Below are 20,840 nucleotides of genomic sequence, written 5' to 3' on the forward strand. Positions count from 1 at the left end.
GGCCCACGCGGTGGGGGCCCGGTGGGTGGCGGTCCCGTGCCGAGTCGCTCCGGCACGGGACCGCCGGGACACCCGGGCATCCGGGTTACGAGACGAGCGGGCCGCCGCCCGTGCCGGGCAGCGCGGGGCCGATGGCGAGCCTGGCGCCGGGGACGCGTCCCCTGCCCCAGCCGATCCGCTCGCGGTAGGCGCCGAGCGGCACCCGCGACTCCTCCGGCCGTTCCGGCAGCGGGTGCACCTGCGGCGCGACGAACAGCGCGTCCACCGGGCAGTACGCCTCGCACATGAAGCACGTCTGGCAGTCCGACTGCCTGGCGATCACCGGGACGCCGTCCTCGCCGCGGGTGAACACGTCGGTCGGGCAGACCTCCACGCACTTGTCACAGGCGACGCACCGCGTGCGGGACACGATCTCGATCACGAGGCCACCGCCATGGGGGAGCGCTCGGGCAGGGTCCACACCTCGTCGAGGCCCCCGGTCAGCAGCCTGCGGCGCTGCGCGGGGTCGGCCTCGGGGAAGTCCTCTCGCCTGTGCATGCCACGCGACTCGGTCCTGGCCAGCGCGGCGTTGTACATCCAGCGCGCGTGCGCGGTCATGGCCGCCGCCGACCGCGCCCTGACGACCTCTCCGCCCTGCCCGGCGAGGCTCCGCCGTACCTCCGTCCACACGCCGTCGAGGCTCGCCAGCGCGGGGCGCAGTCGGTCGCCGTGGCGCAGATAGTTCTTCTCGTACGGCAGGACCTCGGCCTGCACCGCGGCGACGACCTCGCGGTGGTCGCCACCGGGGGAGCCGGTCGGCCGCATCCCCGCCCCACCCGCGCCGGTGACCGGGCGAGCGGCCCAGCGCGCGCCGAGTGACCGGGCGTGCCGGGCGGCGCCGCGTCCCGCCCAGGTGCCGGACGACATCGCCCAGGCCGCGTTGTGGCTGCCGCCCCCGGTGAAGCCGCCGCAGATGAGCTCGCGGGTGGCGGTGTCCCCGGCGGCGTACAGGCCGGGGACCGAGGTCGCGCAGTCGGCACCGGTGACGCGCACGCCCCCGGTGCCGCGGACCGTGCCCTCCGCCAGGAGCGTCACGGGGAACAGCTCGGCGAACGGGTCGATGCCGAGGCGGTCGAAGGTGAGGAAGAAGTTCGGCTGCGCCAGCCGCATGGCCGCGCGCTCGGCGGGGGCCGCCAGGTCCAGCCTGCAGAAGACCCGCTCGCTGAGGAGGGTGCGCGCGATGACCGACCGGCTGTGGGTGCCCGCGCCCTCAAGGACGCTGCCGTCGGCACGGTAGAAGGTGGCGAAGGAGTAGAAGGCGGTCTTGGTGACCGAGGTGAACTCCGGGGCGATGGCGTAGGCGTTGGAGAACTCCATGCCGGACAACTCGGCGCCCGCCTCGACGGCGAACAGCGCCCCGTCGCCGGTGTTGACGTCGCAGCCGAGCGTCTTGCTGAGGAAGGCGCACCCGCCGGTCGCGAGCACGACCGCCCCGGCCCTGACCCGGTAGGCCTGGCCGCTCCTGCGGCCGAAGCCCGCCGCGCCCGCGACCGCGCCCTCCCCGTCGAGCAGCAGCTCGGTGACCGGGCTGTGGTCGAGGATCCGCACCCCCGCCCTCCTGGTCCGCAGCCGCATGCGGCGCATGTACTCCGGGCCCTGCAGCCCCCTGCGGATCTGCCTGCCGTCCCCGCCGACCGGGAACGGGTAACGTGCCACGGAGGCCAGCTCGTTCATGTTCTCGTAGGTCTGGTCGAGGACCCGCGCCATCCAGTCGCGCTCGGCGAGATAGCCGCCCAGGCCCTCCCTGCTTGCCATCGCCGCCTCGCGCGCGGTCCTGTCGGGCTCGACGTACCAGACACCGGTCCCCGCGGAGGCGGTCGCGCCGCTCGTGCCGAGGTATCCCTTGTCGGCGACCACCGTCGTCGCGCCCGCCTCCGCGGCCTTGACGGCGGCCCACGCGGCGGCGGGACCGCCTCCCACGACGAACACATCGGTGACGATGTCCATGAACGTCATTTACCCACAAAACCTACCTTTTAACAAGGAAATAGGCGGATTTATGCCTCTATAACCCGCAGAACCAGCTTTCCTGAGGTACGGCCCGCGGCCAGCCGTTCGTGGGCCGCGGTGGCCCGCTCAAGGGGGAAGACCTCCTCGACCTCGACGCTCAGCCGTCCGGCGTCCACCAGCTCCCCGATGCGCGCCAGCGCCGGGCCGTCCGGCTCGACCAGGAACCCCGTCGCCCGCACCCCGCGCTCCGCGGCCAGCTCCGCCAGCTCGGGCGAGGCCCCGGACGGCACCGCGACGAGCAGCCCACCGGGACGCAGGACGTCGAGGGAGCGGGTGCTCGTGGCGTCGTGCCCGTCGCCGACCAGATCGACCACCAGGTCCACGTCGCGCACCACCTCCTCGAAACGGACGGCCGTGTAGTCCACGAGCTCGTCGGCGCCGAGTCCGCGCAGCCACTCGTGCTTGGCCTCGCGAGCCGTACCGACCACGTGGGCCCCGAGGTGCTTGGCGATCTGGACGGCGAAGTGACCGACCCCGCCTCCCGCCGCGTGGACGAGCACCCGCTGTCTGGGCCGCAGGTCGGCGGTGTCCACCAGGATCTGCCAGGCGGTCAGCGCCGCCAGCGGTACGGCCGCCGCCTCCTCGTAGCCCAGCGAGCGGGGCTTACGGGCGAACTGCCGCGAGGGGGCGGTGACGTACTCGGCGTAGGCGCCCGCCTGGCGGGGGAACCACGGCATGCCGTACACCTCATCCCCGACGGCCAGGGTGTGCACGCCGTACCCCGTCTCCTCGACGACGCCGCAGACGTCCCAGCCGAGCACGAAGGGCGGCTCGCCCAGGACGGCCGCCATGCCGCCGCCCGCCCTGGTCTTGGCGTCCACCGGGTTCACCCCCGCGGCGACGACCCGCACCAGCACCTCGGTCGGCAGTGGTCGTGGCCGTTCGAGCAGGACGGGGCGCAACACCTCCGGCCCTCCGAAGACGTCCTGACTGATGGCGCGCATGGTGGTCATGCCGTGTCCCCTCCTCGGTCGTGGCCGCTCCTCGGGCGGCGCGGTGGAGAGTAGTCCCGTCCACCCGGCCTGCGGGGACGGCTTGTCCTTTGCTGGGGCGTTCCTGTCGTTCACCGGTTGTTCAGGAGAGCGTTCCCGGGAACCGGGATGGGGCGGATCTTCCGGTTATGGAGGGGTAGTAACTTCGACGCATGCGACTGGGCGTTCTCGACATCGGTTCCAACACGGTTCATCTTCTGGTGATGGACGCGCACCGGGGCGCCCGGCCGCTCCCCGCCTACTCCCACAAGGTCGAGCTGCGGCTCGCCGAGCACATGGAGGCCGGGGAGCGGCTCTCCAAGGAGGGCGCGGCGCGCCTGCGCGGGCACGTCGAGGAGGCGCTACGCGTGGCGGAGGACAAGGGCGTCGAGGACCTCATGGCGTTCGCGACCTCGGCGGTCAGGGAGGCGGTCAACGGCGAGGAGGTGCTCGCCGACCTCAACACGCGCACCGAGGTGGACATCCAGGTCCTGTCCGGGCAGGACGAGGCGCGGCTGACCTTCCTGGCCGTGCGCAGGTGGTTCGGCTGGTCGTCGGGGCGGCTGCTGGTGCTGGACATCGGTGGCGGCTCCCTGGAGATCGCCTCCGGCATCGACGAGCAGCCGGACGTCGCGGTCTCGCTGCCGCTCGGCGCGGGCAGGCTCACCCGCGACCGCTTCAGCGCGGACCCGCCCTCCGCCGAGGAGATCAGGGCGCTGCGCAGGCACGTGCGCACGGAGATCGCCCGCAAGGTAGGCGACGTCGCCAGGTACGGCCGGGCCGACCACGCGGTCGCGACCTCCAAGACGTTCAGGCAGCTGGCGAGGATAACCGGGGCGGCCCCGTCGAGCGAGGGCAACGTCCGCCGCGTGCTCAGGCACACCGACCTGGTCGGGTGGACCGGCAGGCTGGCCGAGATGGACCCACGGGCCAGGGCGGGGCTGCCGGGCGTCTCCGAGGGACGGGCGCCGCAGCTTCCCGCCGGGGCGATCGTCGCCGACGCCGCGATGGACCTGCTCGGGGTCGGCGAGCTTGAGGTGTGTCCCTGGGCACTGCGTGAGGGCGTCATCCTGCGCAGACTCGACATGATGCCCGAAAGGTGAGGTTTACCAGCTCTTTGCCGGGAAAGAGCGCGTTCTCATGAACAGCGCTCAGGTGGAAGGGACCGCCCGCAGGGCGGCGAACAGTCGGACGCTGGAGAGACTGACCCGTCTCGGGCTCGCCTGCCGAGGCGTCCTGTACGGCCTCATCGGCTTCCTGGCCCTGCAGATCGCCTTCGGCGGCGGGAGCGGGGGCAAGGAGGCCGACAAGACCGGCGCGGTCGAGACGGTCGCCGAGCAGCCGTTCGGCATCGTGCTGCTGTGGCTGATGGTCGTGGGCTTCGTCGCGCTGACCCTCTGGCAGATCTCCGAGGCGATCCTCGAACGCGGTGGGGAGGTCAAGGACCGGGTCGAGGCGGGCGCGCGGGCTGTCGTCTACGGACTGGTGGTGGTGACGCTGCTCGGCCTGCTGCTGCGCGGCGACCCGGGCAGCTCGACCGACGACAGCTCCAAGGACCTGACCGCGATGGCGATGGACCTGCCGGGCGGGCAGATCCTGGTCGGCCTGGTCGGTCTCGGCGTGATCGCGCTCGGGGGCTACTGGATCCACAGCGGATGGAAGAAGAAGTTCCTTGAGGACCTGCGCACCGGCGAGATGCCGCCGAAGGCGCGCAAGCTGGCCGAGCGGCTCGGCATGGCCGGATACCTCGCCCGCGGCGTGATCGCGGTGGCCGCCGGGGTCTTCGTCGTCCAGGCCGCCATCACCTACGACCCGGACAAGGCGAGGGGCGTCGACTCGACGCTGCGCGCGCTCGCGGACACTCCCGTGGGACCGTGGCTGCTCGGCGTCGTGGCCCTTGGCCTGGTGCTTTTCGCGGCCTACTGTTTTCTTCAGGCCCGCTGGCACCGCCTGTGACGTACGGCGACGCGACCCTGTGCCGCCGTGGCAAGCCTCACCTACCTATCCGGTAAGTCACCTTATTCGTCCTTTTCAAAGACATCTTCCTGTGCGAGTCCCGCGTCCTTCCAAGGACGCGGATGGCATCGGGAGGGCCTATGGACTCGTCGGAGAACGACGGCGGTGAACGGATTCTCCACCTGGAGGGATCCCCTGACCAGGTGGGGAGGGCCAGAAAACTGATATCGGCGGCTCTCGGCAGGGACCATCCCCTCCACGACGACTGCGTGCTGCTCACCAGTGAGATAGCCACCAACGCGGTCGTCCACTCAAGGTCGGGTGACGGCGGCATGTTCACCGTCACCGTCACCCACTGGCCGGGCGGGGTGCGGGTCTCCGTCCACGACGACGGCTCGGCCGCCGTGCCCTGCCTGTGCCACACCCCCACCGACGCCACCGGAGGCCGCGGCCTGCCGCTGCTCGAAGCGCTGTCCCACAGTTGGGGCTTCACCAGGGAGGCGGGGACGAACCTGGTCTGGTTCGAACTCGTCCTCGAACCGGCCGGGGTGCCGGGGGAGCGGCTGGCAGCCGTACGGTAGGTCAGGCGGGCGCGGGGGAGGTCAGCAGCCGGTCAAGCACCCGGACGCCGAACTCCAGCCCCTCGACCGGCACCCGTTCGTCCACCCCGTGGAACATGCCGAAGTAGTCCAGGTCGGAGGAGAGCCGCAGCGGCGCGAAGCCGTACCCCCTGATGCCGATCCCGGCGAAGGACTTGGCGTCGGTGCCCCCCGACATCACGTACGGCACGGGCCGCGCCTCCTCGTCCTCGGCGACGACCGCCGCGCCGAGCCGCGCGAAGAAGGGCGTGTCCAGCGGCGCGGAGGGCGCCTCCTCCAGGTTGACGAACTCACGGGTGATCCTCGGCCCGAGCAGCCGGTCGATCGTCTCCAGGAACTCCTCGCGGTATCCGGGCAGGAACCGGCCGTCCACGTGGGCGGTCGCGGTTCCCGGGATCACGTTGACCTTGTAACCGGCCTGGAGCATCGTCGGGTTGGCCGAGTTGCGGATCTGCGCCGCGAACAGCGTGCCCGCCCTGCCGAGCCGTTCGGCCTCCCGCTCAAGGTGGTCACGGTCGATGCGCTCGCCCAGGATCTCCTCAAGGCTCGTGACTAGGGCGGCGACGCCGGGCGTCAGCCGTACCGGCCAGCGGTGGGCGGCGAGCCTGGACAGGGCGTGGCACAGTTCGGCGACCGCGTTGTCCGCCGCGGGCCGGGAGCCGTGGCCCGCCACGCCGTGGGCGGTCACCTTCATCCACGCGGTGCCGCGTTCGCCGACCGCGATCGGGTAGACGCGCCGCCCCTGCACCTCGACGCTGTAGCCGCCCGACTCGCTGATCGCCTCGGTGCAGCCGTCGAACAGCTCCCTGTGCCGCCGCACCGCGTGCCGTGCGCCGTACTCGCCGGTCGCCTCCTCGTCGGCGAGGAAGGCCAGCACCACGTCGCGCGTGGGCCGCACCCCGCGCCTGGCCCAGTCGCGGACCAGGGCGAGCGTCATGGACAGCGTGCCCTTCATGTCGACCGCGCCCCTGCCCCAGACGCAGCCCCCGGTGATCTCCCCGGAGAAGGGGTGGATCCGCCAGTCGGCGGGCTCGGCGGGGACCACGTCCAGGTGGCCGTGGATCAGCAGGGCCTCCGGCGAGTCGCCGGGAATCCTGGCGACCACGCTGGTGCGGTGCCTGGCCGACTCGAAGACCACCGGCTCGACCCCGGCCTCGGCCAGCAGCCCCGCGACGTACTCGGCCGCCGGCCGTTCGCCGGAGCCGGGATTTGTGGTGTCGAACCTGATCAGGTCAGAGCAGATAGACGAGACCTCGCCAGCCATGGAACGCGCCCCCCGGGAAAACGACTGATCATCGGGTGCATACCCACGGTGACATCCGGTAGGCGGGCTTTGCGCTTTGTTATCCAGATGTATAAATTTATCCGCATGGATAACAATGTGTGGAACCTCGTCAGGACGCTCTTCGTCGCCGTACTCGTCATCTCGGTCGCGACGCTCGGGGTGGCGGCCGTCGTCGGCGGCAACTGGGTGGTGTGGCTGCGCGGCGCCGCCGTCGCGGCCGCCTCCGTCTGGCTCGTCGCCCTCGCCGGGCAGGCCGCGCGCGGCAGGCGCTCCGCCTACGTGCGCATCCGCTTCGTCACGATCGCCGCGCCCGTCGGAATCGTGCTCATCATCCTCGCGCCGGACAGCGGCTACCCCGGCTGGATGAAGGTGGAGCAGGGCGTGGTCGGCGTCCTCGTCGCCGCCGTCGCGATCGCGGTCAACCGCCGCGCCGTGCGCGAGGCGTTCCCGAAGCGTGGCAAGCTCGGGTGATATGCAGATCGCCAGGACCCGCAGGGCGGCGGCCACCGAGGCACGCAAGGCTCAGATCGCCTCCGCCACCATCGCCGTGCTCGCCGAGCGCGGCTACGCGGAGACCACGTTCGAGGCCATCTGCGAGCACGCCGGGCTGAGCAGCAAGAGACTGATCTCCTACCACTTCTCCACCAAGGAACAGCTCTTCGAGGCCGTCGTCCGCCAGGTCACCACCGACGCGGCCGCCTTCATGCGCCCGAGGCTCGACGCCGCCACCGGCGCCCGCGCGCGGCTTGAGGCCTACATCAGGGCCAACCTCGCCTTCGTCGCCGCCCACCCCGAGCACGTGCGCGCGATACAGCAGATCGCGTACAACCACGTGCCCGTCGGCGGGCAGGAGAACGACGCCGCGATCGGCAGACTGACGGCGCTGTTCGCGGACGGGCAGCGCACGGGGGCGTTCAGGCGGTTCGACGCCGAGCTGATGAGCACGGCCCTGCGGTCGGCCATCGACGTGACGGCCGACCGCGTCGCCAACGGCCACGACCCGGACCACTGCGCGGACGAACTCGTCCACCTCTTCGACAGAGCCACCCGCGCCGACCCCTCGTGAGCCGCGTCCCACGGCGGGCTCAGGCGCGGGGACCGGAGTACTCCACCGGGGGCGCGATCGCCTGGGCGTCCACCCCCTCGCCGACCCAGAGGCCGATCAGGAAGGCGGCGGTCGCCTCAAGCAGACCCGCCCGGTCGAGCCCCCCGCCGTTGAACGGCTCGCAGCCCAGGTCGCGCACCAGGTGCCGTACGGTCCCCAGCGCGCGCGGGTCGTCACCGCAGATCGGGACCGCCAGCGGACGGCCGTCGAAGACGGGTGGGTCCAGGTGCCACACGCTCTGGTGGCAGAGGTTGAACGCCTTGACGACGTGCGCGCCGGGCGCCGCCGCGGCCACGCGCTCGGCGGCCGAGGGGCCGTTCCCGGTCTCCAGGAGGAAGCCGGGGGCGACCGGGTTGGTGCAGTCGATCAGCGTGCGGCCCCCAAGGACGTCGGCGAGACCGGAGACGATCTCGGCGGCCACGCCGTACGGCACCGCCAGCAGCAGCGCGTCCACCCCGTGCTCGGCCGCCTGCCGGAGGTCTCCCGCGCGGGCGCCGATCTCGCCCGCGAGCGCCGCCGTACGGCCCGCGTCCCGCCCGCCGACCAGCACGTCGTGCCCGGCGCGCACCCACCCGCCGCCGAGGGCCTCGGCCATGCTGCCCGCGCCCACGATTCCGATCCTCATCACGCTCACCCTTCCTCTTTCAGAACCGGGTATGACGTTAGGCCGCTGATCAGGCACCATTTGGTATATGTCCGCCGACCAGGGATTCCTCGCCGACTGCCGCGCCAGGCTCGCCTTCGACCTGCTGTCCAACACCTGGAACGCCGTGGTCGTCTGGGCACTGCGCGAGGGTCCGGTACGGCCCGGCAGGCTGCGCGAACACATCGGCGGGATCAGCCCCAAGGTGCTCACCGAGACCCTGCGCAGACTGGAGTTCAACGGCCTCGTCGAACGCCGCTCCCACCCCGGCGCGCCACCCCACGTCGACTACGGCCTCACCGACCTCGGCCGAAGCCTGCTGCCGTCGATCGAGGCCTTCGGCCTGTGGGCCGCCGAACACGGCGACGAGGTCATGCGGGCCCAGGAACTCATGGAGTCCCGCGACCGGTCCTGACGGTCTGGTACGGCGGGCCGCACAGCCGTGGGTTCCGTTCACCTCGATCTGGGGATGCCGCCGCACAGGTAGGTGGACTCCTCCAGCAGTCGCGGTGTCATCGTGATCCCGGTGAGGCACTCGGCAAGGAGGAACGCCGGTCCTTCGTGGGGCTCGACGGCCGCCTGAGGGGATGAGTCGATCCGCCGCATGGTCTCCGCGAGTTCGTCCGGCGTCTCCTCTGAGTAGTTCTCCTGGGGCGGGAACTCAAGCCGGACCTTCCCGTCCTGGATCCAGTGGGAGTAGCCCTCCTGGTTCAGGAACTCGAACCGGATCTTCCCGTCGTCGATCCAGTGGAAGTAGTCGATGGCCTTGACCTCCAGGTAGAAGTGGGAGACGAGGCGGGTGCCCGCGGACAGCGGCAGGATGACCTCCTCGGTGATGCCGAGCAGGCCGTTGACCTCGACCATGAGCACCCAGTCGCCGACGGCGACGGCGCCGAAGGACTGCTGCCTGTGGAAGTTGAATCGGGAATACCGGGTCAGCTCGTCGAGCGTCACGCGGGAGCAGTCTTCGACCCGGACGCCGAGCCGGGTCACCAGTTCTTCGGGCGTCAGGCCGCGGACGTAGGTGAAGCAGTAGGAGTCGGCCAGCTCGGGGAAGCGCTCGCGGGAGAACCACGAGTGGTCATCGGAAGTCGTGATCATCCCGGCATGCTCGCAGGGCCCACCGACACTCACGCATCCTCGGGGTCGCCGGTTGAGTTTGTCGTGCAATGTGGTTTACAGTACAAACCTCAGGTTTGTGGTTCAAACTAGTTTGAGGGGCAGGATGAATCGGCTCGACGATGACGACGATCGGCCGCTGAGCCCGGAGGAGATGCTTCGGCTGATCGAGGAGCAGCAGGCCACGACGGTCAGGCGGCTCGGGGGTGACCCGCTGCTGACCCACACGCCGTGGGGGATCACCTGGCTCGCCGGGTTCGGTGCCCTGTACCTGAACTACGCCTACGACCTGCTCTCCCGGAGTACGGCGCTGGCGGTGCTGTTCGCCCTGATGGTCCTCTCCATGGCGACCACCTTCTTCGCGCAGCGGACGGTCAGCAGTCAGGTGCGGGGGGAGGCGGCCGACCGGGGCATGATGTACGGCCTGTCCTGGATGTTTGGCTTCGCCTGCGTGGTCGCGATCTGCGTCAGGCTCTCGCCCCTGCTGCCCTCCGAGGAGACCGGGCTGCTGTGGTCGGTGACGTCCATGGCGATCGTGTCCGCCCTCTACGCCGCCGGGGGCGCGCTGTGGCGGGTGCGGACGATGTTCTTCCTCGGCGCCTGGCTCGCGGCGCTCAACGTGGCCGGGGCCATCGCCGGACCGACCGTCCACGCCCTGCTCATCTCCGTCGGCGCGGGCGGTGTGTTCACCGCAGTCGGCGTGGTGCAGTGGATGCGGCGGCGGGGCGGGGCATGACGGGACCTCGCGAGCTCGACCCGGTCATCCACGCCCAGGCCAGGCTCAGGGTGGTCGCCACACTCAACACGCTGGGCGAGGCGAACCAGATCACCTTCCCTGGGCTGCGGGAGCTGCTCGGGATGACGGCGGGGAACCTGTCCGTGCACCTCGGGAAGCTGGAGGAGGCCGGTTACGTGGAGATCGTCAAGACCCACAGGGGCCGCACCCCGACGACCTACGTCGCCCTGACCCGGCAGGGGCGCCGCGCCTTCGAGGACTACACCGCCACCATCCGCGAACTGCTCGACCTGGGCTGACCGCCCGGGGAGGACCCGGGCCGGTGCCTGGACAAGACCCGGCTAACGCCCGGATAAAAGGGGAAATTTCATGACAGAGATCCTGGCCCGTACCGTCGAGGTCACCCGAACCTACGGTTCCGTCACGGCGCTCGACCGGGTCAGCCTGGACATCCACGCGGGGGAGCTGGTCGGACTGCTCGGCCCGAACGGCGCGGGCAAGTCCACGCTGGTCAACTTGTTCGCCGGGCTCAGGCGGCCGACCTCGGGCACCGTCGAACTGCTCGGTGGCTCCCCGCTCGACCCAGCCAGGCGCCGTGGCATCGGCGTCACCCCGCAGGAGACCGGCCTGCCGCCCGCGCTGCGGGTCGGCGAGTGCGTCGACTTCGTGAGAGCGCACTTCCCCGGCGCCGTGGACAGGGGAGAACTGCTCGACCGCTTCGGCCTCGCCGACCTGGTGAAGCGCCAGATCGGCGGCCTGTCCGGCGGGCAGAAGCGGCGCCTCGCGGTCGCGCTGGCCTTCGCGGGCAACCCCCGCCTGGTCTTCCTCGACGAGCCGACCACCGGCCTCGACGTCGAGGCCCGCCACGCCCTCTGGGACGCGGTCAGGGACTTCCACGCCGCGGGCGGGACCGTGGTCCTGACCAGCCACTACCTGGAGGAGATCGAGGCCCTCGCCAAGCGGGTCGTGGTGATCGGCGAAGGGCGGGTGCTCACCGACGACACCATGGAGGCCGTACGCGGCCTGGTGGGCGTCCACCGCGTCACCGTGACCGTCCCCGAGACGCCCGACCTGCCCGGCGTCATCGGCGTCGAACGCGAGGGCGACCGTACGCACCTGCTCACCGCCGACGCCGACGCCCTGGTCCGCGAGCTGGTGCTGACCGGCGTCCCCTTCTCCGGCCTTGAGGTCAGGCCGACCTCGCTTGAGGAGGCCTTCCTCGTCATCACCGGCCGCGAACCCCAACCGGCCTGAGGCCGTACCGGCCGCGAACCCAACCCGTCTGAGGCCTCAACCGGCCGCGAGCCCCAACCCGCCTGAAGTCTCACCGGCCGAGAGCCTCAACCGGCGCGAATCCCAACCGGCGGCGAACCCCAACCGGCCTGAGGCCGCTCCCTCCAACCGGACCCCGACAGGAGCCCGTGATGTCCCTCGTCCTCACCCACGCCCGCTACCAGTTCCTCGAAACCATCCGGGTGCCCATCTCGGTGATCGGAAGCTCTGTCTTCCCCGCCCTGGCCATGCTGTTCTTCGTCGTGCCCTTCACCGGGGACGACGCGGTCGCCGCGACCTACGCGACCGGCGCGATGCTGGTCTTCGCGGTCATGTCCGCCTGCCTGTTCACCTACGGCATCGGCGTCGCCGAGGACCGGGCGCAGCCGTGGGACCCCTACCTGCGCACCCTGCCCGCCGGGCCGCTGCCCCGCTTCACCGGGCGCATCCTCACCGTCATGGGCATCATGACGATCGCGATCATCCCCGTCCTGCTCATCGCGGCCTTCCTCACCAAGGCGACGGTGACCCCTCTCCAGTTGCTGCTCGGTCTGGCCGCGCTGCTGCTGGGGTCGCTTCCCTTCACGCTGATGGGGTTGTTCATCGGCTACGCCCTGCCGTCGAAGGCCGCCATCGTCGTGGCCCAGGTGGTGTTCTTCCCGATGGCCGTTGGCGGCGGTCTGCTCACCGGTCCTCCCAGCACCGCCCCGGGGTTCATCAAGGCCATCGCCCCCTACCTGCCGACCAGGGGCGCGGTCGAGCTGGTCTGGGCGGCCACCACGGACTTCTCACCCGCCCTCCTCTCCCTGGCGATGCTGACGCTGTGGGTCGTGGTCTTCGGCGGCCTGGCCGTGTGGGCCTACCGCCGCGACGAGGGACGCCGCTTCTCCTGAGACATCCAGGCGAGGGAAACCCCTCACCCGCCTCACAGGGGCAGGCGGGGACGACACGGCGCCGCGACACCGGAGAAAAATCCTTCGGCTTCACGGAACGCCATGTCAGCGGGGGCGGAACGGCCCGGACCCATGTGGTCCGGGCCGTTCCCATGTCCGGGGGAGGGACGTTTCCGCAGGTCAGCGAAACATGAACGCACGTTTCACGTTTGCCAAACCCGGATCACGTGGTCAAGGATGAGGCGTCCACCGGCCAGGCCCCCGACCAGGGGTTCTTCGCCATGCCCGGAGTCCACCCATCAGGAGGAGACGATGATCCATGCCCGAAAACTGACCCGGAGATTCAGAAGCAAGGGAGGCGACGTCGAGGCCGTACGGGGCATCGACCTCGACGTCGAATCAGTAACGAATTGACGATAACCTTGGGCTGCCTGAGATTCCTTCTCTTCCTGAGCCTTCCCTTAACAGGGGTATGCCGTTCGAAAGGCAGCATGGGCAGTTGGAATGAACAGGCGGCATCGTCGCCACCTGATCCCTGCATGGCCTTCGCGTTCTGTCTTCATCCCGAAATCGGAATCTCTTGCCGGGGCCTTTGAAGAGGGAGAGTCACTCGAACAATTTCATCGCCGCCATGATGCCGAGAGTCAAGGTGCTAGTGGCGATGAAAGCTCCTCCTGCGGTCCCGAAGGCGACGAAGAGCGTTATTCCGGTCTCTCTGGCGAGAATGAAGGAGAACAGGCCAACCACAAGGCCGATGGTCACGGCAAGGAGTGCCAGCAAGCCGCGGTTGTTGGCAGGGGATGAATTCTTATCCATGTTAACTTTCAGCTTCGGGGGATCAAGGGCCAAGGAGGCAAAAACCAGCCCGGACCGTGGTCCCAAACGGGGGACCTGTGCACAGATGAGCCACGCCTGCGCTTTATGGTTCGGGTTAGGTTCCTTGTTGTCCGGCAGCTTTGGTGGCCTGTCGGACTTTCTCCGTTGCTGAGTTCTTTGTTCGCTGGCTCGTTCACTACGCCGAGCGGGACTTGGAGAAATCCCCTCCGCATAACTGGTCCCAGCTTACCGGATCACGGCGAATAGGTTGTATTCATAGGATTGGACTGTGTGACCAGCGATGTTGTGACAACGATGAAGACATGGGTCGTCGTATGTTCGGCTTGGTGATGTGGCCAGGCTGGTGCTGCTGACCGTGCTCGGGGCCGGGCTCGGCGGGCTGTCGTTCGTCCTGGCCATCGCCTCCCGTCCGGGAGGGGAGCTGTTCTTCGGCGTCACCCAACTGGTGATGTTCCCGCTGGTGCTCCTGTCGGGACTGCTGCTGCCGGTCGAGACGGGGCCGGGGTGGCTGCGGGGCGCCGCGGCGTTGAACCCGCTGTTCTACGTCGTCGAGGCCGAGCGGTCGCTGTTCGCGGGAAGGTTCACCGACCCCGCCGTGCCGTACGGCGTGCTCGCGGCGGGAGTGGTGGCGGCGGTGGGGCTGGCGCTCGGCGTCCGCGCGATGCGGCGCGGGATCTGACCCCGGCCTGTCCGCTCCCCAGGCCACCTGCGGGTCCCGCGTCAGCGACACCGGGACCTGTCGGGTACGGCTACCGCTCGCCGTGGCGATGCACCTCGCACACGGCGAGAGCCACATCACGAAATATGCGGGTATGTCAGGGCGTGCAGAGCGTCTTCTCGATCGCCGAGAGGATCCGCTCGGCCTTCTTGGGACCGGTCACGACCGTGCCGCCGAAGCGGGCACGTACCCGTCGCCCCGCCTCGGCGCGGTCGGTCCCCTCCGCGAGGTCCCGGCACGAGGCCAGCGCCCGGCCAACCGACTCCTTGCGGCCGAGCGCGGGGTCGATTCTCCGCAGGGCGTCCGTCAGCGCCCTGATCCGGGACGCGCCGGGGGAGACACCGGCGGACGCGCCGGTGGACGGGGAGGCGGGTGCGGCGGTGGCCGGGGCCGGGGTGCTCGCCACGACGGCGTTGTGCGCCCTGCTGATCCGGTCGCCGATCATGCCGATCCCGGCGACCAGGACGAATCCCGTCCCCGCCGTCAGCAGCAGCGCCTTCAGCGGACTGTGCCGCTTCGGCGGCCGGTCACGGCCGGGAGAACGTTTGCCGAGAATACCCATCCACCGGACAATAACGGCGTGCTCCCCGTGGAGCGACATCACGGTTTGTCGGTGGCGATCTCTAGTGTCCGCGGCATGACGAGCACGTTGCAGGCGTACTCCTACGCCGGACCCTCCACCCTGGCCGAGGGCCACCTGGGACTGTCCACCTCGGGAGGCCGGACGGCGACCGGCTTCCTGGACCACCCCCGGTTCTTCAGCGGGGTGCTCACCCAGGCGGCGCCCGCCGCGGCCGGGCTGCTCGCCGTCGCCGACGTGGCGATGGCCCGCTACCACAGGCCGAGGCCGGGCTTCACCCGCGACCCCGTGGTGACCTGCGGCGGCGACCGGCTCAGGTTCGAGTCGTTCTCCGCGTGCGGCGGCGTCTACTCCCGTCTCGACGTGCTGGGTCCCGCCCTCGACGGCGAGGTGCTCGACCGGGGCACGACCAACGTGGACGTCAACAACCCGCTGCGTGAGGCGCTGGCCAGGGTCGGCGGGCGCGACCCGCTGCACCTGGGCGTCGGGCCTGACGAGGTCGTCGTGACCACGCTCGACGGCGCGGTCGTCGAGAAGAAGGTCCCGCTGCCCGCCCGGTGGCTGCGCGGTTTCGCCGAGGTCCAGGTCATCGCGGCCGGGTTCGACCTGCGTGCCGAGCTGACCGGTCCGCAGGCCGTACGGTTCCTGCGTGGTCTGCCGAAGCGGGCGGCGGCCGAGGTCTGGGCCGTCCCCGCAGGCCGTGACCTGCGGGTCTGCGACCGTGAGACGCCGGGGGCGGTCCACCTGTCCGGGGTCGGGCGGCTGGCGACGATGACGCCGCTGCTCAGGTTCGCCAAGGCCCTGCGCGCCTACGGTCCCTCGGACGGCTCGGGGGCCTGCGCGTGGGAGCTCGACCTGCCCGGGATGCGCTACACGCTCGCCCTGTCCCCGCAGCCCTGGCGCGGCTTCTCCGGGGAGGGTGCCGTGCTGGCCGACCTGTCCACCGACGAGGTCGCCGACGACGCCGACCTCGTCGGCGTGCTGCTGAACTTCGAGCCGACCCTCGAACTCGGCGTGCTCGCCGCGCGCTCCGGCCTCCCGCCGGAGCGGGTTCGCGCCGCCCTCACCCAGCTCGGTACGGCGGGCAGGGTCGGCTACGACCTCGCGGAGGCCGCCCACTTCCACCGCGAGCTGCCCTACGACCGCGACCACGTGGCAGTGCTCAACCCCCGGCTCGTCTCCGCGCGGGCGCTCGCCGAGGGCGGGGCCGTACGGCTGGCGGGCGACGGGACGGCCGAGGTCACCACCTCGGGCGGCGTCCGCCTCGTCGGGCTCGGGGACGGCTCGTGCACCTGCCCGTGGTGGTACGACCATCGTGGCTCACGCGGCCCCTGCAAGCACGTGCTCGCCGCCAGGATCGTCGCGGGTGAGACGTCCGGGTGAGCCGCCCGGGAGACCGCACGGCCCCCCGGACGCCATACACGGCGCTCAGAGATACAGGCCGATGCTCTCCGGCTCGGCGTGGGGCTCGCCGACCCCCTCACGCAGGGCGAACAGCTCGGCGAGGGTCGCGCCCGACGCCGGGACGCCCTCCGCGGTGCCCAGCCACGCGACCGCCTCGTCGTGCGGGAGGGGACCGACCTCAAGCTGGGTGAGGCAGCGGCCAGGGCGGACCACCGCGGGGTGCAGGCGGGACAGGCTCTCGTTGGTCGTGATCGCGACCAGCACGTCACGGCCGTGGCCGAGCAGACCGTCGGTCAGGTTGAGCAGCCGGGAGAGACCCTGGCCCGTCACCTCCTTGGCCCCGGCCCTGATCAGCTCGTCACAGTCCTCAAGCACCAGGAGCCGCCACTTCTTGCCGCCCTCGTCCTCGGAGTCGGAGCCGACCGCGACCTCCATCAGGTAGCCGGGGGAGTTGAACAGCCGTTCCGGGTCGAGCACGCAGTCGACCTGGCACCAGGAGCGCCACTCGCGGGCGAGCGTGCGCAGCAGCGTGGTCTTCCCGGTGCCGGGCGGTCCGTGCAGCAGGACCAGGCGGCCACGCACGTCGGCGGGGGTCAGGGCCATCAGGCGGTCGAGCGGGCCACGCAGGGAGCGGGCGTAGTTGCCGCCGATCCCGGCCCACGGGACCGCGGTGATGGGCTTGCCCGAGCGGCGGGCGCCGTGCTGGCCCTGCCACCAGAACCCCATCTCGACGTGGTCGGTCTCCGGCACGGGCTCACGCGCGTCCTTGACCGCCTCCTCGATCACCGAGCGGGCCAGCTCCTCGTCCACCGCGGTGACGCTGACCAGCGCGGAGCGGTTGCGGTAGCGGACGATCCGCAGCGTCCAGCCCTCCCCGCGGATCAGCCGGGACTCCCGTCCGTCGTCCTCCTTCGCGACCCGCACCAGCGTCCCCGTGGCCGGGGCGAGCGGCGCGTCGGCGCGGACCCGTTCCAGCTCGGTGGTGCGTGACCACGGCTGCGTGCCCGTCGCGAACGGCGACAGCGCCATGGCGTCGATCACGTCCACCGCCGAGTCGGCGTCGTCGATCCAGATGTTCATCGGTAGTTCCGCCGGGCGCGGCTCCGGAGTGATGCTGACCTCCTTAAGAACGGACATGTCGGCAATGATCCTCTTTGCGGCTACCCGGGTCGAGGGATTTAACCGGTCAACTCCTGGACAGCTCGCCGTCGTAGGTGGTGCCGAGGCCCAGGCCGTCGGTCCAGTGGTAGACCAGCCGCTCACCCGTGCAGGTGAGGGTGAGGGTGCCGGGGACGCACTGGAGGGGGTCGGGGACCACCAGGTTGAAACCGAGGACCTTCTCCGAGGTCCCGGTGAGCTTGAGGGTGCCCGAGCAGTTGGAGGTCGGTTCCGTCCACGAGCCCGAGTTCTTCCCCTGGGCCAGGACGATCGTCACATCGTGCTCGCGCAGGGTGGCGAGGCCGGTGGGCTTGATGTGCCCGGACCAGGTCCCGGCGAACGTCTCGGGAATCCCCGCCGACGCCCCGGAGGTCGGCTCCCCGGTGTCGTAGGAGTCGCCGGGAAGGTCGTCGTACCCTCCGTCCTCCGGAGGAGGAGAGGTCTCCTGGGGGGTCTCGGTGGGCGTGCTCACGGGCGTGCTCGTCGTGCGGGGGCCACCCGTCGAGGCGGGGGCCGAGCCCGTCCCGCCGAGCAGGTACCACGTCGCGACGCCCCCGGCGACCACGAGCGCCACGGCGGCCAGGCCCACGCCGACCAGCGGCCCGGAACGTCGCCGGGACGCCTGGGTGCGCAGGCCCGCGCTGCCCGTGTCGGTGCTCTCCCCGACCGGTGGACCGGCCATCCTGCTGCCGATCCTCGCCAGTTCGTCGGTCGGCGGATGGGTCTGCCCGCCGGGATCGATGAGGCTCACCATCAGGGAACGGGCCGTCGGCCTGCGCGCGGGATCCTTGTCCAGGCACGCGCCGATCAGCCCGGTCAGCCTGGGAGGCAGGGACGACAGGTCGGGGTCGTGGTTCAGGATCCGGTTCAGTACGGCGGGCAGCGTGTCGGCCCCGAACGGCGAGCGTCCGCTGGCCGCGCACACCATCGTGGCCGCCCAGGCGAACACGTCGGAGGCGGGCGAGGCGGGGGAGCCGCCGATCTGCTCGGGTGCCATGTAGGCCGGGGTGCCGACGATTCCCGAGGTCATCGTCGAGGCGCCGTCCGCCCTGGCGATGCCGAAGTCGACAACCCGGGGGCCGTCGGGTCCGAGCAGCACGTTGGCGGGCTTGAAGTCCCGGTGCACGACCCCGGCCGCGTGGATCGCCGCGAGCGCGGTGGCCGTGCCGACCACGAGCCGTTCGAGCTCGCCGCCCCGCAGCGGCCCGCGTTCCCTGATCCGCTGCTGCAGTGACGGTCCGTCCACGAACTCGCTCACCACGTACGGCCGGTGCCCCTCGACGGAGGCGTCGAGCACGCGGGCCGTGCAGAAGGGGGCGACGCTCTCCAGCGCGGAGAGTTCTCTGGCCAGCCGGGTGCGGGTCTCGGCGTCGGCGCCGAACAGCAGCTTGACGGCGACCTGTTCCCCGCCGGGTGCCTGTCCGAGGTAGACGACGCCCTGGCCGCCCTCGCCCAGCCTGCCGAGCAGCCGGAAGGGGCCCAGGTTGCGGGGGTCCTCCGGGGACAGGGGGGTGGCGCTCACGGGGCAAGGCTAGCGATACCCGCTTGATATCGGCATATTTTGAGACATGCGGACGATCGATTGGGTGGACGGCGCCATCGAACTCGTGGACCAGACGGCCCTTCCCGACAGGTGCGACCTCCTCAGGATCGGCACGGTCGACGAGCTCGTCGGGGCCATCCGGCGGCTGGCCGTACGGGGGGCTCCCGCGCTGGGGGTCGCCGGGGCGCTCGGGGTGGCGCTCGCCGTACGCGACGAACCCGACCCCGTGAAGGCCGCGGCCCGGCTGCGCGCGGCCAGGCCGACCGCGGTCAACCTCGCCTGGGCCGTCGACGCGGCGCTCGGCCACCTGGACGGCGGGTTCGAGGCGGTCCTCGCCCACGCCCTGCGGATCAGGGACGACGACATCGCGGCCTGCCGCGCGATGGGGGAGCGGGGCGCCGACCTGGTGCGCGAGCTCACCGGACGTGACCGGGTGCGGATCATGACCGTCTGCAACACCGGGGGCCTGGCCGCTGTCGAACGCGGTACCGCCCTCGGCGTCGTGCAGACCCTGCACGAGCGGGGACAGCTCACCGAGGCGCTGGCGCTGGAGACCAGGCCGCTGCTGCAGGGCGCCAGGCTGACGGCCTGGGAACTGGGCAGGATGGGCGCGCCGTACCGGCTGGTCGCCGACTCGGCGGGGCCGTTCCTGCTGGCCAGGGGATACGCGGACGCCGTGCTCATCGGCGCCGACCGGATCGCCGCCGACGGCGACACCGCGAACAAGATCGGCTCCTACGCCCTGGCCCTGGGCGCCCAGCGGGCGGGCGTGCCGTTCGTCGTCGTCGCCCCGGAGAGCACCCTCGATCCCGCGACCCCGACCGGCGCCGCGATCGAGATCGAGGAACGCGACGAGGAGGAGGTGCTCGGCGTGCGCGGGGTACGGCTCGCGCCCGAGGGGGCCCGTGCCGCCAACCCGGCCTTCGACGTCACCCCGCACGATCTGGTCACGGCCATCGTCACGGAGCGCAGGGTCATCCGCCCTGACCTGGGAGAACGCCCCTGAGTCGGTTTGGCCTTCTATCGGGGGGTATGAGGGGGCGATCCGCCGCCAGAGTCCTGTTTCCTCGCGAGATCAGTTCGTAAACCTCAGGATGAGGCGAAGCGTCAACGACTACGCTCCGATTAACCCCCTGTACCCAAAACGTGGAGAAGCCTCGTGGCCATTGATCTTGTTACCCGTCGCGAGTGGGGTGCCCGGGAGCCGCGCGGTTCCTACGGCAGGCTCACCTCGACCAAAGGCGTCAAGGTCCACTACACCGGCGGCCAGGTGAGCCCGGACATCGTCAACGACCACGCCAAGTGCGTCGCGATGGTCAGGTCCATCCAGAACTTCCACATGGACGGCAACGGCTGGATGGACATCGGCTACTCGATGGTCGCCTGCCCGCACCGCAAGGTGTTCGAGGGCCGCGGCCCCGGTCACCTGCCCGCCGCCAACGGCGCGGGTCTCAACAGCGCCCACTACGCCGTGCTCGGCCTGGTCGGCAACGCCGGACTGGTCCAGCCGACCGACGGCATCCTCAACGCCATCCTCGACGCCGTCGACTACCTGCGTGCGAAGGGCGGCGCGGGCAAGGAGATCAAGGGTCACCGCGACGGCTACTCGACCGACTGCCCGGGAACCGCGCTGTACGCGTGGGTCAAGGAGGGCGCCCCCCGCCCCGGTGGCGGCGAGACCCCCGGCGAGCCCCACGAGCCGACCCCGCCCGCCTTCCCCGGCCGCGTCCTGAAATATCCCCCGGTCCTGGAGGGGGAGGACGTGCTCACCTGGCAGCGCAAGATGCGCTCGCGCGGCTGGACCCTCGACGCCGACGGCCTGTACGGCCCGCGCTCCCGCGACGTGAGCCGCGCCTTCCAGAAGGAGAAGGGCCTGCCGGTGACCGGCGCCGTCGACCGCGCCACCTGGGACGCCACCTGGAAGTCCCCGGTCACCTGACCCTCACCCGGTCACGGTCGGCCAGGGCGGTAC

Annotated in this window: 24 protein-coding genes; 14 read left to right on the forward strand and 10 right to left on the reverse strand. The window is 71.0% G+C overall.

All coding sequences use genetic code 11. The features are described from left to right. Window positions 1-85: 85 nt before the first annotated feature. Genes FHS44_RS31965 through FHS44_RS31975 form a run of 3 tightly spaced genes read right to left on the reverse strand, consistent with a single transcriptional unit; the run spans window position 86 to window position 3,002 of the window. A complete protein-coding gene (locus FHS44_RS31965) occupies window positions 86-421 on the reverse strand; it encodes a 4Fe-4S dicluster domain-containing protein (RefSeq protein ID WP_184721509.1) in 336 nt (111 codons plus the stop codon). Then, on the reverse strand, window positions 418-1,995 hold the full coding sequence (locus FHS44_RS31970) for an FAD-binding protein (RefSeq protein WP_184721511.1): 1,578 nt from the start codon (window positions 1,993-1,995) through the stop codon (window positions 418-420). Before FHS44_RS31970 ends, FHS44_RS31965 begins: the two co-directional genes overlap by 4 nt. Window positions 1,996-2,036: 41 nt before the next feature. Further along, on the reverse strand, window positions 2,037-3,002 hold the full coding sequence (locus tag FHS44_RS31975) for an NADP-dependent oxidoreductase (RefSeq protein ID WP_246436359.1): 966 nt from the start codon (window positions 3,000-3,002) through the stop codon (window positions 2,037-2,039). A gap of 191 nt (window positions 3,003-3,193) precedes the next feature. On the opposite strand from FHS44_RS31975, the gene FHS44_RS31980 reads away from it, so the two are divergent. The 3 genes from FHS44_RS31980 to FHS44_RS31990 all read left to right on the forward strand — a co-directional run bounded on the left by FHS44_RS31980 (window position 3,194) and on the right by FHS44_RS31990 (window position 5,557). Continuing rightward, window positions 3,194-4,123 (forward strand): Ppx/GppA family phosphatase, encoded by a 930-nt coding sequence (locus tag FHS44_RS31980; RefSeq protein WP_184721513.1) that lies wholly within the window; start codon window positions 3,194-3,196, stop codon window positions 4,121-4,123. Between the two features lie 37 nt (window positions 4,124-4,160). Beyond that, complete coding sequence (locus tag FHS44_RS31985) at window positions 4,161-4,976, forward strand: DUF1206 domain-containing protein (protein WP_184721515.1); 816 nt, start codon at window positions 4,161-4,163, stop codon at window positions 4,974-4,976. Between the two features lie 140 nt (window positions 4,977-5,116). Then, on the forward strand, window positions 5,117-5,557 hold the full coding sequence (locus FHS44_RS31990) for an ATP-binding protein (protein WP_184721517.1): 441 nt from the start codon (window positions 5,117-5,119) through the stop codon (window positions 5,555-5,557). Between the two features lies 1 nt (window position 5,558). On the opposite strand, the gene FHS44_RS31995 is transcribed toward FHS44_RS31990, so the two are convergent. Beyond that, entirely contained in the window at window positions 5,559-6,839 is a 1,281-nt protein-coding gene (locus FHS44_RS31995; protein WP_184721519.1) for a M20/M25/M40 family metallo-hydrolase, read from the reverse strand. Window positions 6,840-6,944: 105 nt separating this feature from the next. Here FHS44_RS31995 and FHS44_RS32000 point away from each other — a divergent pair, with 105 nt between their 5' ends. After that, entirely contained in the window at window positions 6,945-7,331 is a 387-nt protein-coding gene (locus FHS44_RS32000; RefSeq protein ID WP_184721521.1) for a hypothetical protein, read from the forward strand. A 1-nt stretch (window position 7,332) separates the two neighbouring features. Beyond that, window positions 7,333-7,926, forward strand: coding sequence for a TetR/AcrR family transcriptional regulator (locus tag FHS44_RS32005; protein ID WP_184721523.1), 594 nt, complete (start codon window positions 7,333-7,335; stop codon window positions 7,924-7,926). Window positions 7,927-7,945: 19 nt separating this feature from the next. Here the strand turns inward: FHS44_RS32005 and FHS44_RS32010 are convergent, their stop codons facing one another. Continuing rightward, a complete protein-coding gene (locus FHS44_RS32010) occupies window positions 7,946-8,590 on the reverse strand; it encodes an NADPH-dependent F420 reductase (RefSeq protein ID WP_184721525.1) in 645 nt (214 codons plus the stop codon). A gap of 67 nt (window positions 8,591-8,657) precedes the next feature. Between FHS44_RS32010 and FHS44_RS32015 the strand changes: the two genes are divergently transcribed. Beyond that, a complete protein-coding gene (locus FHS44_RS32015; protein ID WP_184721528.1) occupies window positions 8,658-9,023 on the forward strand; it encodes a winged helix-turn-helix transcriptional regulator in 366 nt (121 codons plus the stop codon). A gap of 38 nt (window positions 9,024-9,061) precedes the next feature. On the opposite strand, the gene FHS44_RS32020 is transcribed toward FHS44_RS32015, so the two are convergent. Continuing rightward, entirely contained in the window at window positions 9,062-9,709 is a 648-nt protein-coding gene (locus FHS44_RS32020) for a DUF6461 domain-containing protein (protein WP_184721530.1), read from the reverse strand. A 124-nt stretch (window positions 9,710-9,833) separates the two neighbouring features. Here FHS44_RS32020 and FHS44_RS32025 point away from each other — a divergent pair, with 124 nt between their 5' ends. The 4 genes from FHS44_RS32025 (at window position 9,834) to FHS44_RS32040 (ending at window position 12,628) form a co-directional block, all read left to right on the forward strand. Then, window positions 9,834-10,463, forward strand: coding sequence for a transporter (locus FHS44_RS32025; RefSeq protein WP_184721532.1), 630 nt, complete (start codon window positions 9,834-9,836; stop codon window positions 10,461-10,463). Continuing rightward, on the forward strand, window positions 10,460-10,762 hold the full coding sequence (locus FHS44_RS32030; RefSeq protein ID WP_184721534.1) for a winged helix-turn-helix domain-containing protein: 303 nt from the start codon (window positions 10,460-10,462) through the stop codon (window positions 10,760-10,762). Before FHS44_RS32025 ends, FHS44_RS32030 begins: the two co-directional genes overlap by 4 nt. 70 nt (window positions 10,763-10,832) lie before the next feature. After that, window positions 10,833-11,717: an ABC transporter ATP-binding protein gene (locus tag FHS44_RS32035; protein WP_184721536.1), complete on the forward strand. Its 885-nt coding sequence runs from the start codon at window positions 10,833-10,835 to the stop codon at window positions 11,715-11,717. Between the two features lie 170 nt (window positions 11,718-11,887). Then, window positions 11,888-12,628 (forward strand): ABC transporter permease, encoded by a 741-nt coding sequence (locus FHS44_RS32040; protein WP_184721539.1) that lies wholly within the window; start codon window positions 11,888-11,890, stop codon window positions 12,626-12,628. Window positions 12,629-13,234: 606 nt separating this feature from the next. Here the strand turns inward: FHS44_RS32040 and FHS44_RS32045 are convergent. Next, window positions 13,235-13,444, reverse strand: a complete 210-nt coding sequence (locus tag FHS44_RS32045) for a hypothetical protein (protein ID WP_184721541.1) — start codon at window positions 13,442-13,444, stop codon at window positions 13,235-13,237. Window positions 13,445-13,796: 352 nt separating this feature from the next. Between FHS44_RS32045 and FHS44_RS32050 the strand changes: the two genes are divergently transcribed. Then, a complete protein-coding gene (locus tag FHS44_RS32050; protein WP_184721543.1) occupies window positions 13,797-14,144 on the forward strand; it encodes an ABC transporter permease in 348 nt (115 codons plus the stop codon). A gap of 136 nt (window positions 14,145-14,280) precedes the next feature. Here the strand turns inward: FHS44_RS32050 and FHS44_RS32055 are convergent, their stop codons facing one another. Further along, a complete protein-coding gene (locus tag FHS44_RS32055; protein ID WP_184721545.1) occupies window positions 14,281-14,745 on the reverse strand; it encodes a hypothetical protein in 465 nt (154 codons plus the stop codon). A 75-nt stretch (window positions 14,746-14,820) separates the two neighbouring features. Between FHS44_RS32055 and FHS44_RS32060 the strand changes: the two genes are divergently transcribed. Next, window positions 14,821-16,146, forward strand: coding sequence for an SWIM zinc finger family protein (locus tag FHS44_RS32060; protein ID WP_184721547.1), 1,326 nt, complete (start codon window positions 14,821-14,823; stop codon window positions 16,144-16,146). Window positions 16,147-16,191: 45 nt separating this feature from the next. Here the strand turns inward: FHS44_RS32060 and FHS44_RS32065 are convergent, their stop codons facing one another. Further along, window positions 16,192-17,304 carry a DUF5925 domain-containing protein gene (locus FHS44_RS32065; RefSeq protein WP_184721549.1) on the reverse strand — a complete coding sequence of 371 codons (1,113 nt, stop codon included), beginning with the start codon at window positions 17,302-17,304 and terminating at the stop codon, window positions 16,192-16,194. A gap of 49 nt (window positions 17,305-17,353) precedes the next feature. Next, window positions 17,354-18,847 carry a serine/threonine-protein kinase gene (locus FHS44_RS32070; RefSeq protein ID WP_184721551.1) on the reverse strand — a complete coding sequence of 498 codons (1,494 nt, stop codon included), beginning with the start codon at window positions 18,845-18,847 and terminating at the stop codon, window positions 17,354-17,356. A 46-nt stretch (window positions 18,848-18,893) separates the two neighbouring features. On the opposite strand from FHS44_RS32070, the gene mtnA reads away from it, so the two are divergent. Both mtnA and FHS44_RS42045 read left to right on the forward strand, forming a co-directional pair. Beyond that, window positions 18,894-19,874 (forward strand): S-methyl-5-thioribose-1-phosphate isomerase, encoded by a 981-nt coding sequence (mtnA, locus tag FHS44_RS32075; RefSeq protein WP_184721553.1) that lies wholly within the window; start codon window positions 18,894-18,896, stop codon window positions 19,872-19,874. Window positions 19,875-20,027: 153 nt separating this feature from the next. After that, window positions 20,028-20,807 carry a peptidoglycan recognition protein family protein gene (locus tag FHS44_RS42045; protein ID WP_184721554.1) on the forward strand — a complete coding sequence of 260 codons (780 nt, stop codon included), beginning with the start codon at window positions 20,028-20,030 and terminating at the stop codon, window positions 20,805-20,807. The last annotated feature ends 33 nt before the right edge of the window (window positions 20,808-20,840 follow it).

It is taken from the genome of Streptosporangium saharense, from assembly GCF_014203715.1.
GTDB classification, from domain to species: Bacteria; Actinomycetota; Actinomycetes; order Streptosporangiales; family Streptosporangiaceae; genus Streptosporangium; species Streptosporangium saharense.

Coding starts and splice junctions, on each gene's coding strand:
- FHS44_RS31970 (WP_184721511.1), bottom strand. CDS start 1,995: ATGACGTTCATGGACATCGTCACCGATGTGTTCGTCGTGGGAGGCGGT.
- FHS44_RS31975 (WP_246436359.1), bottom strand. CDS start 3,002: ATGACCACCATGCGCGCCATCAGTCAGGACGTCTTCGGAGGGCCGGAG.
- FHS44_RS31980 (WP_184721513.1), top strand. CDS start 3,194: ATGCGACTGGGCGTTCTCGACATCGGTTCCAACACGGTTCATCTTCTG.
- FHS44_RS31985 (WP_184721515.1), top strand. CDS start 4,161: ATGAACAGCGCTCAGGTGGAAGGGACCGCCCGCAGGGCGGCGAACAGT.
- FHS44_RS31990 (WP_184721517.1), top strand. CDS start 5,117: ATGGACTCGTCGGAGAACGACGGCGGTGAACGGATTCTCCACCTGGAG.
- FHS44_RS31995 (WP_184721519.1), bottom strand. CDS start 6,839: ATGGCTGGCGAGGTCTCGTCTATCTGCTCTGACCTGATCAGGTTCGAC.
- FHS44_RS32000 (WP_184721521.1), top strand. CDS start 6,945: ATGGATAACAATGTGTGGAACCTCGTCAGGACGCTCTTCGTCGCCGTA.
- FHS44_RS32005 (WP_184721523.1), top strand. CDS start 7,333: ATGCAGATCGCCAGGACCCGCAGGGCGGCGGCCACCGAGGCACGCAAG.
- FHS44_RS32010 (WP_184721525.1), bottom strand. CDS start 8,590: ATGAGGATCGGAATCGTGGGCGCGGGCAGCATGGCCGAGGCCCTCGGC.
- FHS44_RS32015 (WP_184721528.1), top strand. CDS start 8,658: ATGTCCGCCGACCAGGGATTCCTCGCCGACTGCCGCGCCAGGCTCGCC.
- FHS44_RS32020 (WP_184721530.1), bottom strand. CDS start 9,709: ATGATCACGACTTCCGATGACCACTCGTGGTTCTCCCGCGAGCGCTTC.
- FHS44_RS32025 (WP_184721532.1), top strand. CDS start 9,834: ATGAATCGGCTCGACGATGACGACGATCGGCCGCTGAGCCCGGAGGAG.
- FHS44_RS32030 (WP_184721534.1), top strand. CDS start 10,460: ATGACGGGACCTCGCGAGCTCGACCCGGTCATCCACGCCCAGGCCAGG.
- FHS44_RS32035 (WP_184721536.1), top strand. CDS start 10,833: ATGACAGAGATCCTGGCCCGTACCGTCGAGGTCACCCGAACCTACGGT.
- FHS44_RS32040 (WP_184721539.1), top strand. CDS start 11,888: ATGTCCCTCGTCCTCACCCACGCCCGCTACCAGTTCCTCGAAACCATC.
- FHS44_RS32045 (WP_184721541.1), bottom strand. CDS start 13,444: ATGGATAAGAATTCATCCCCTGCCAACAACCGCGGCTTGCTGGCACTC.
- FHS44_RS32055 (WP_184721545.1), bottom strand. CDS start 14,745: ATGGGTATTCTCGGCAAACGTTCTCCCGGCCGTGACCGGCCGCCGAAG.
- FHS44_RS32060 (WP_184721547.1), top strand. CDS start 14,821: ATGACGAGCACGTTGCAGGCGTACTCCTACGCCGGACCCTCCACCCTG.
- FHS44_RS32065 (WP_184721549.1), bottom strand. CDS start 17,304: ATGTCCGTTCTTAAGGAGGTCAGCATCACTCCGGAGCCGCGCCCGGCG.
- mtnA (WP_184721553.1), top strand. CDS start 18,894: ATGCGGACGATCGATTGGGTGGACGGCGCCATCGAACTCGTGGACCAG.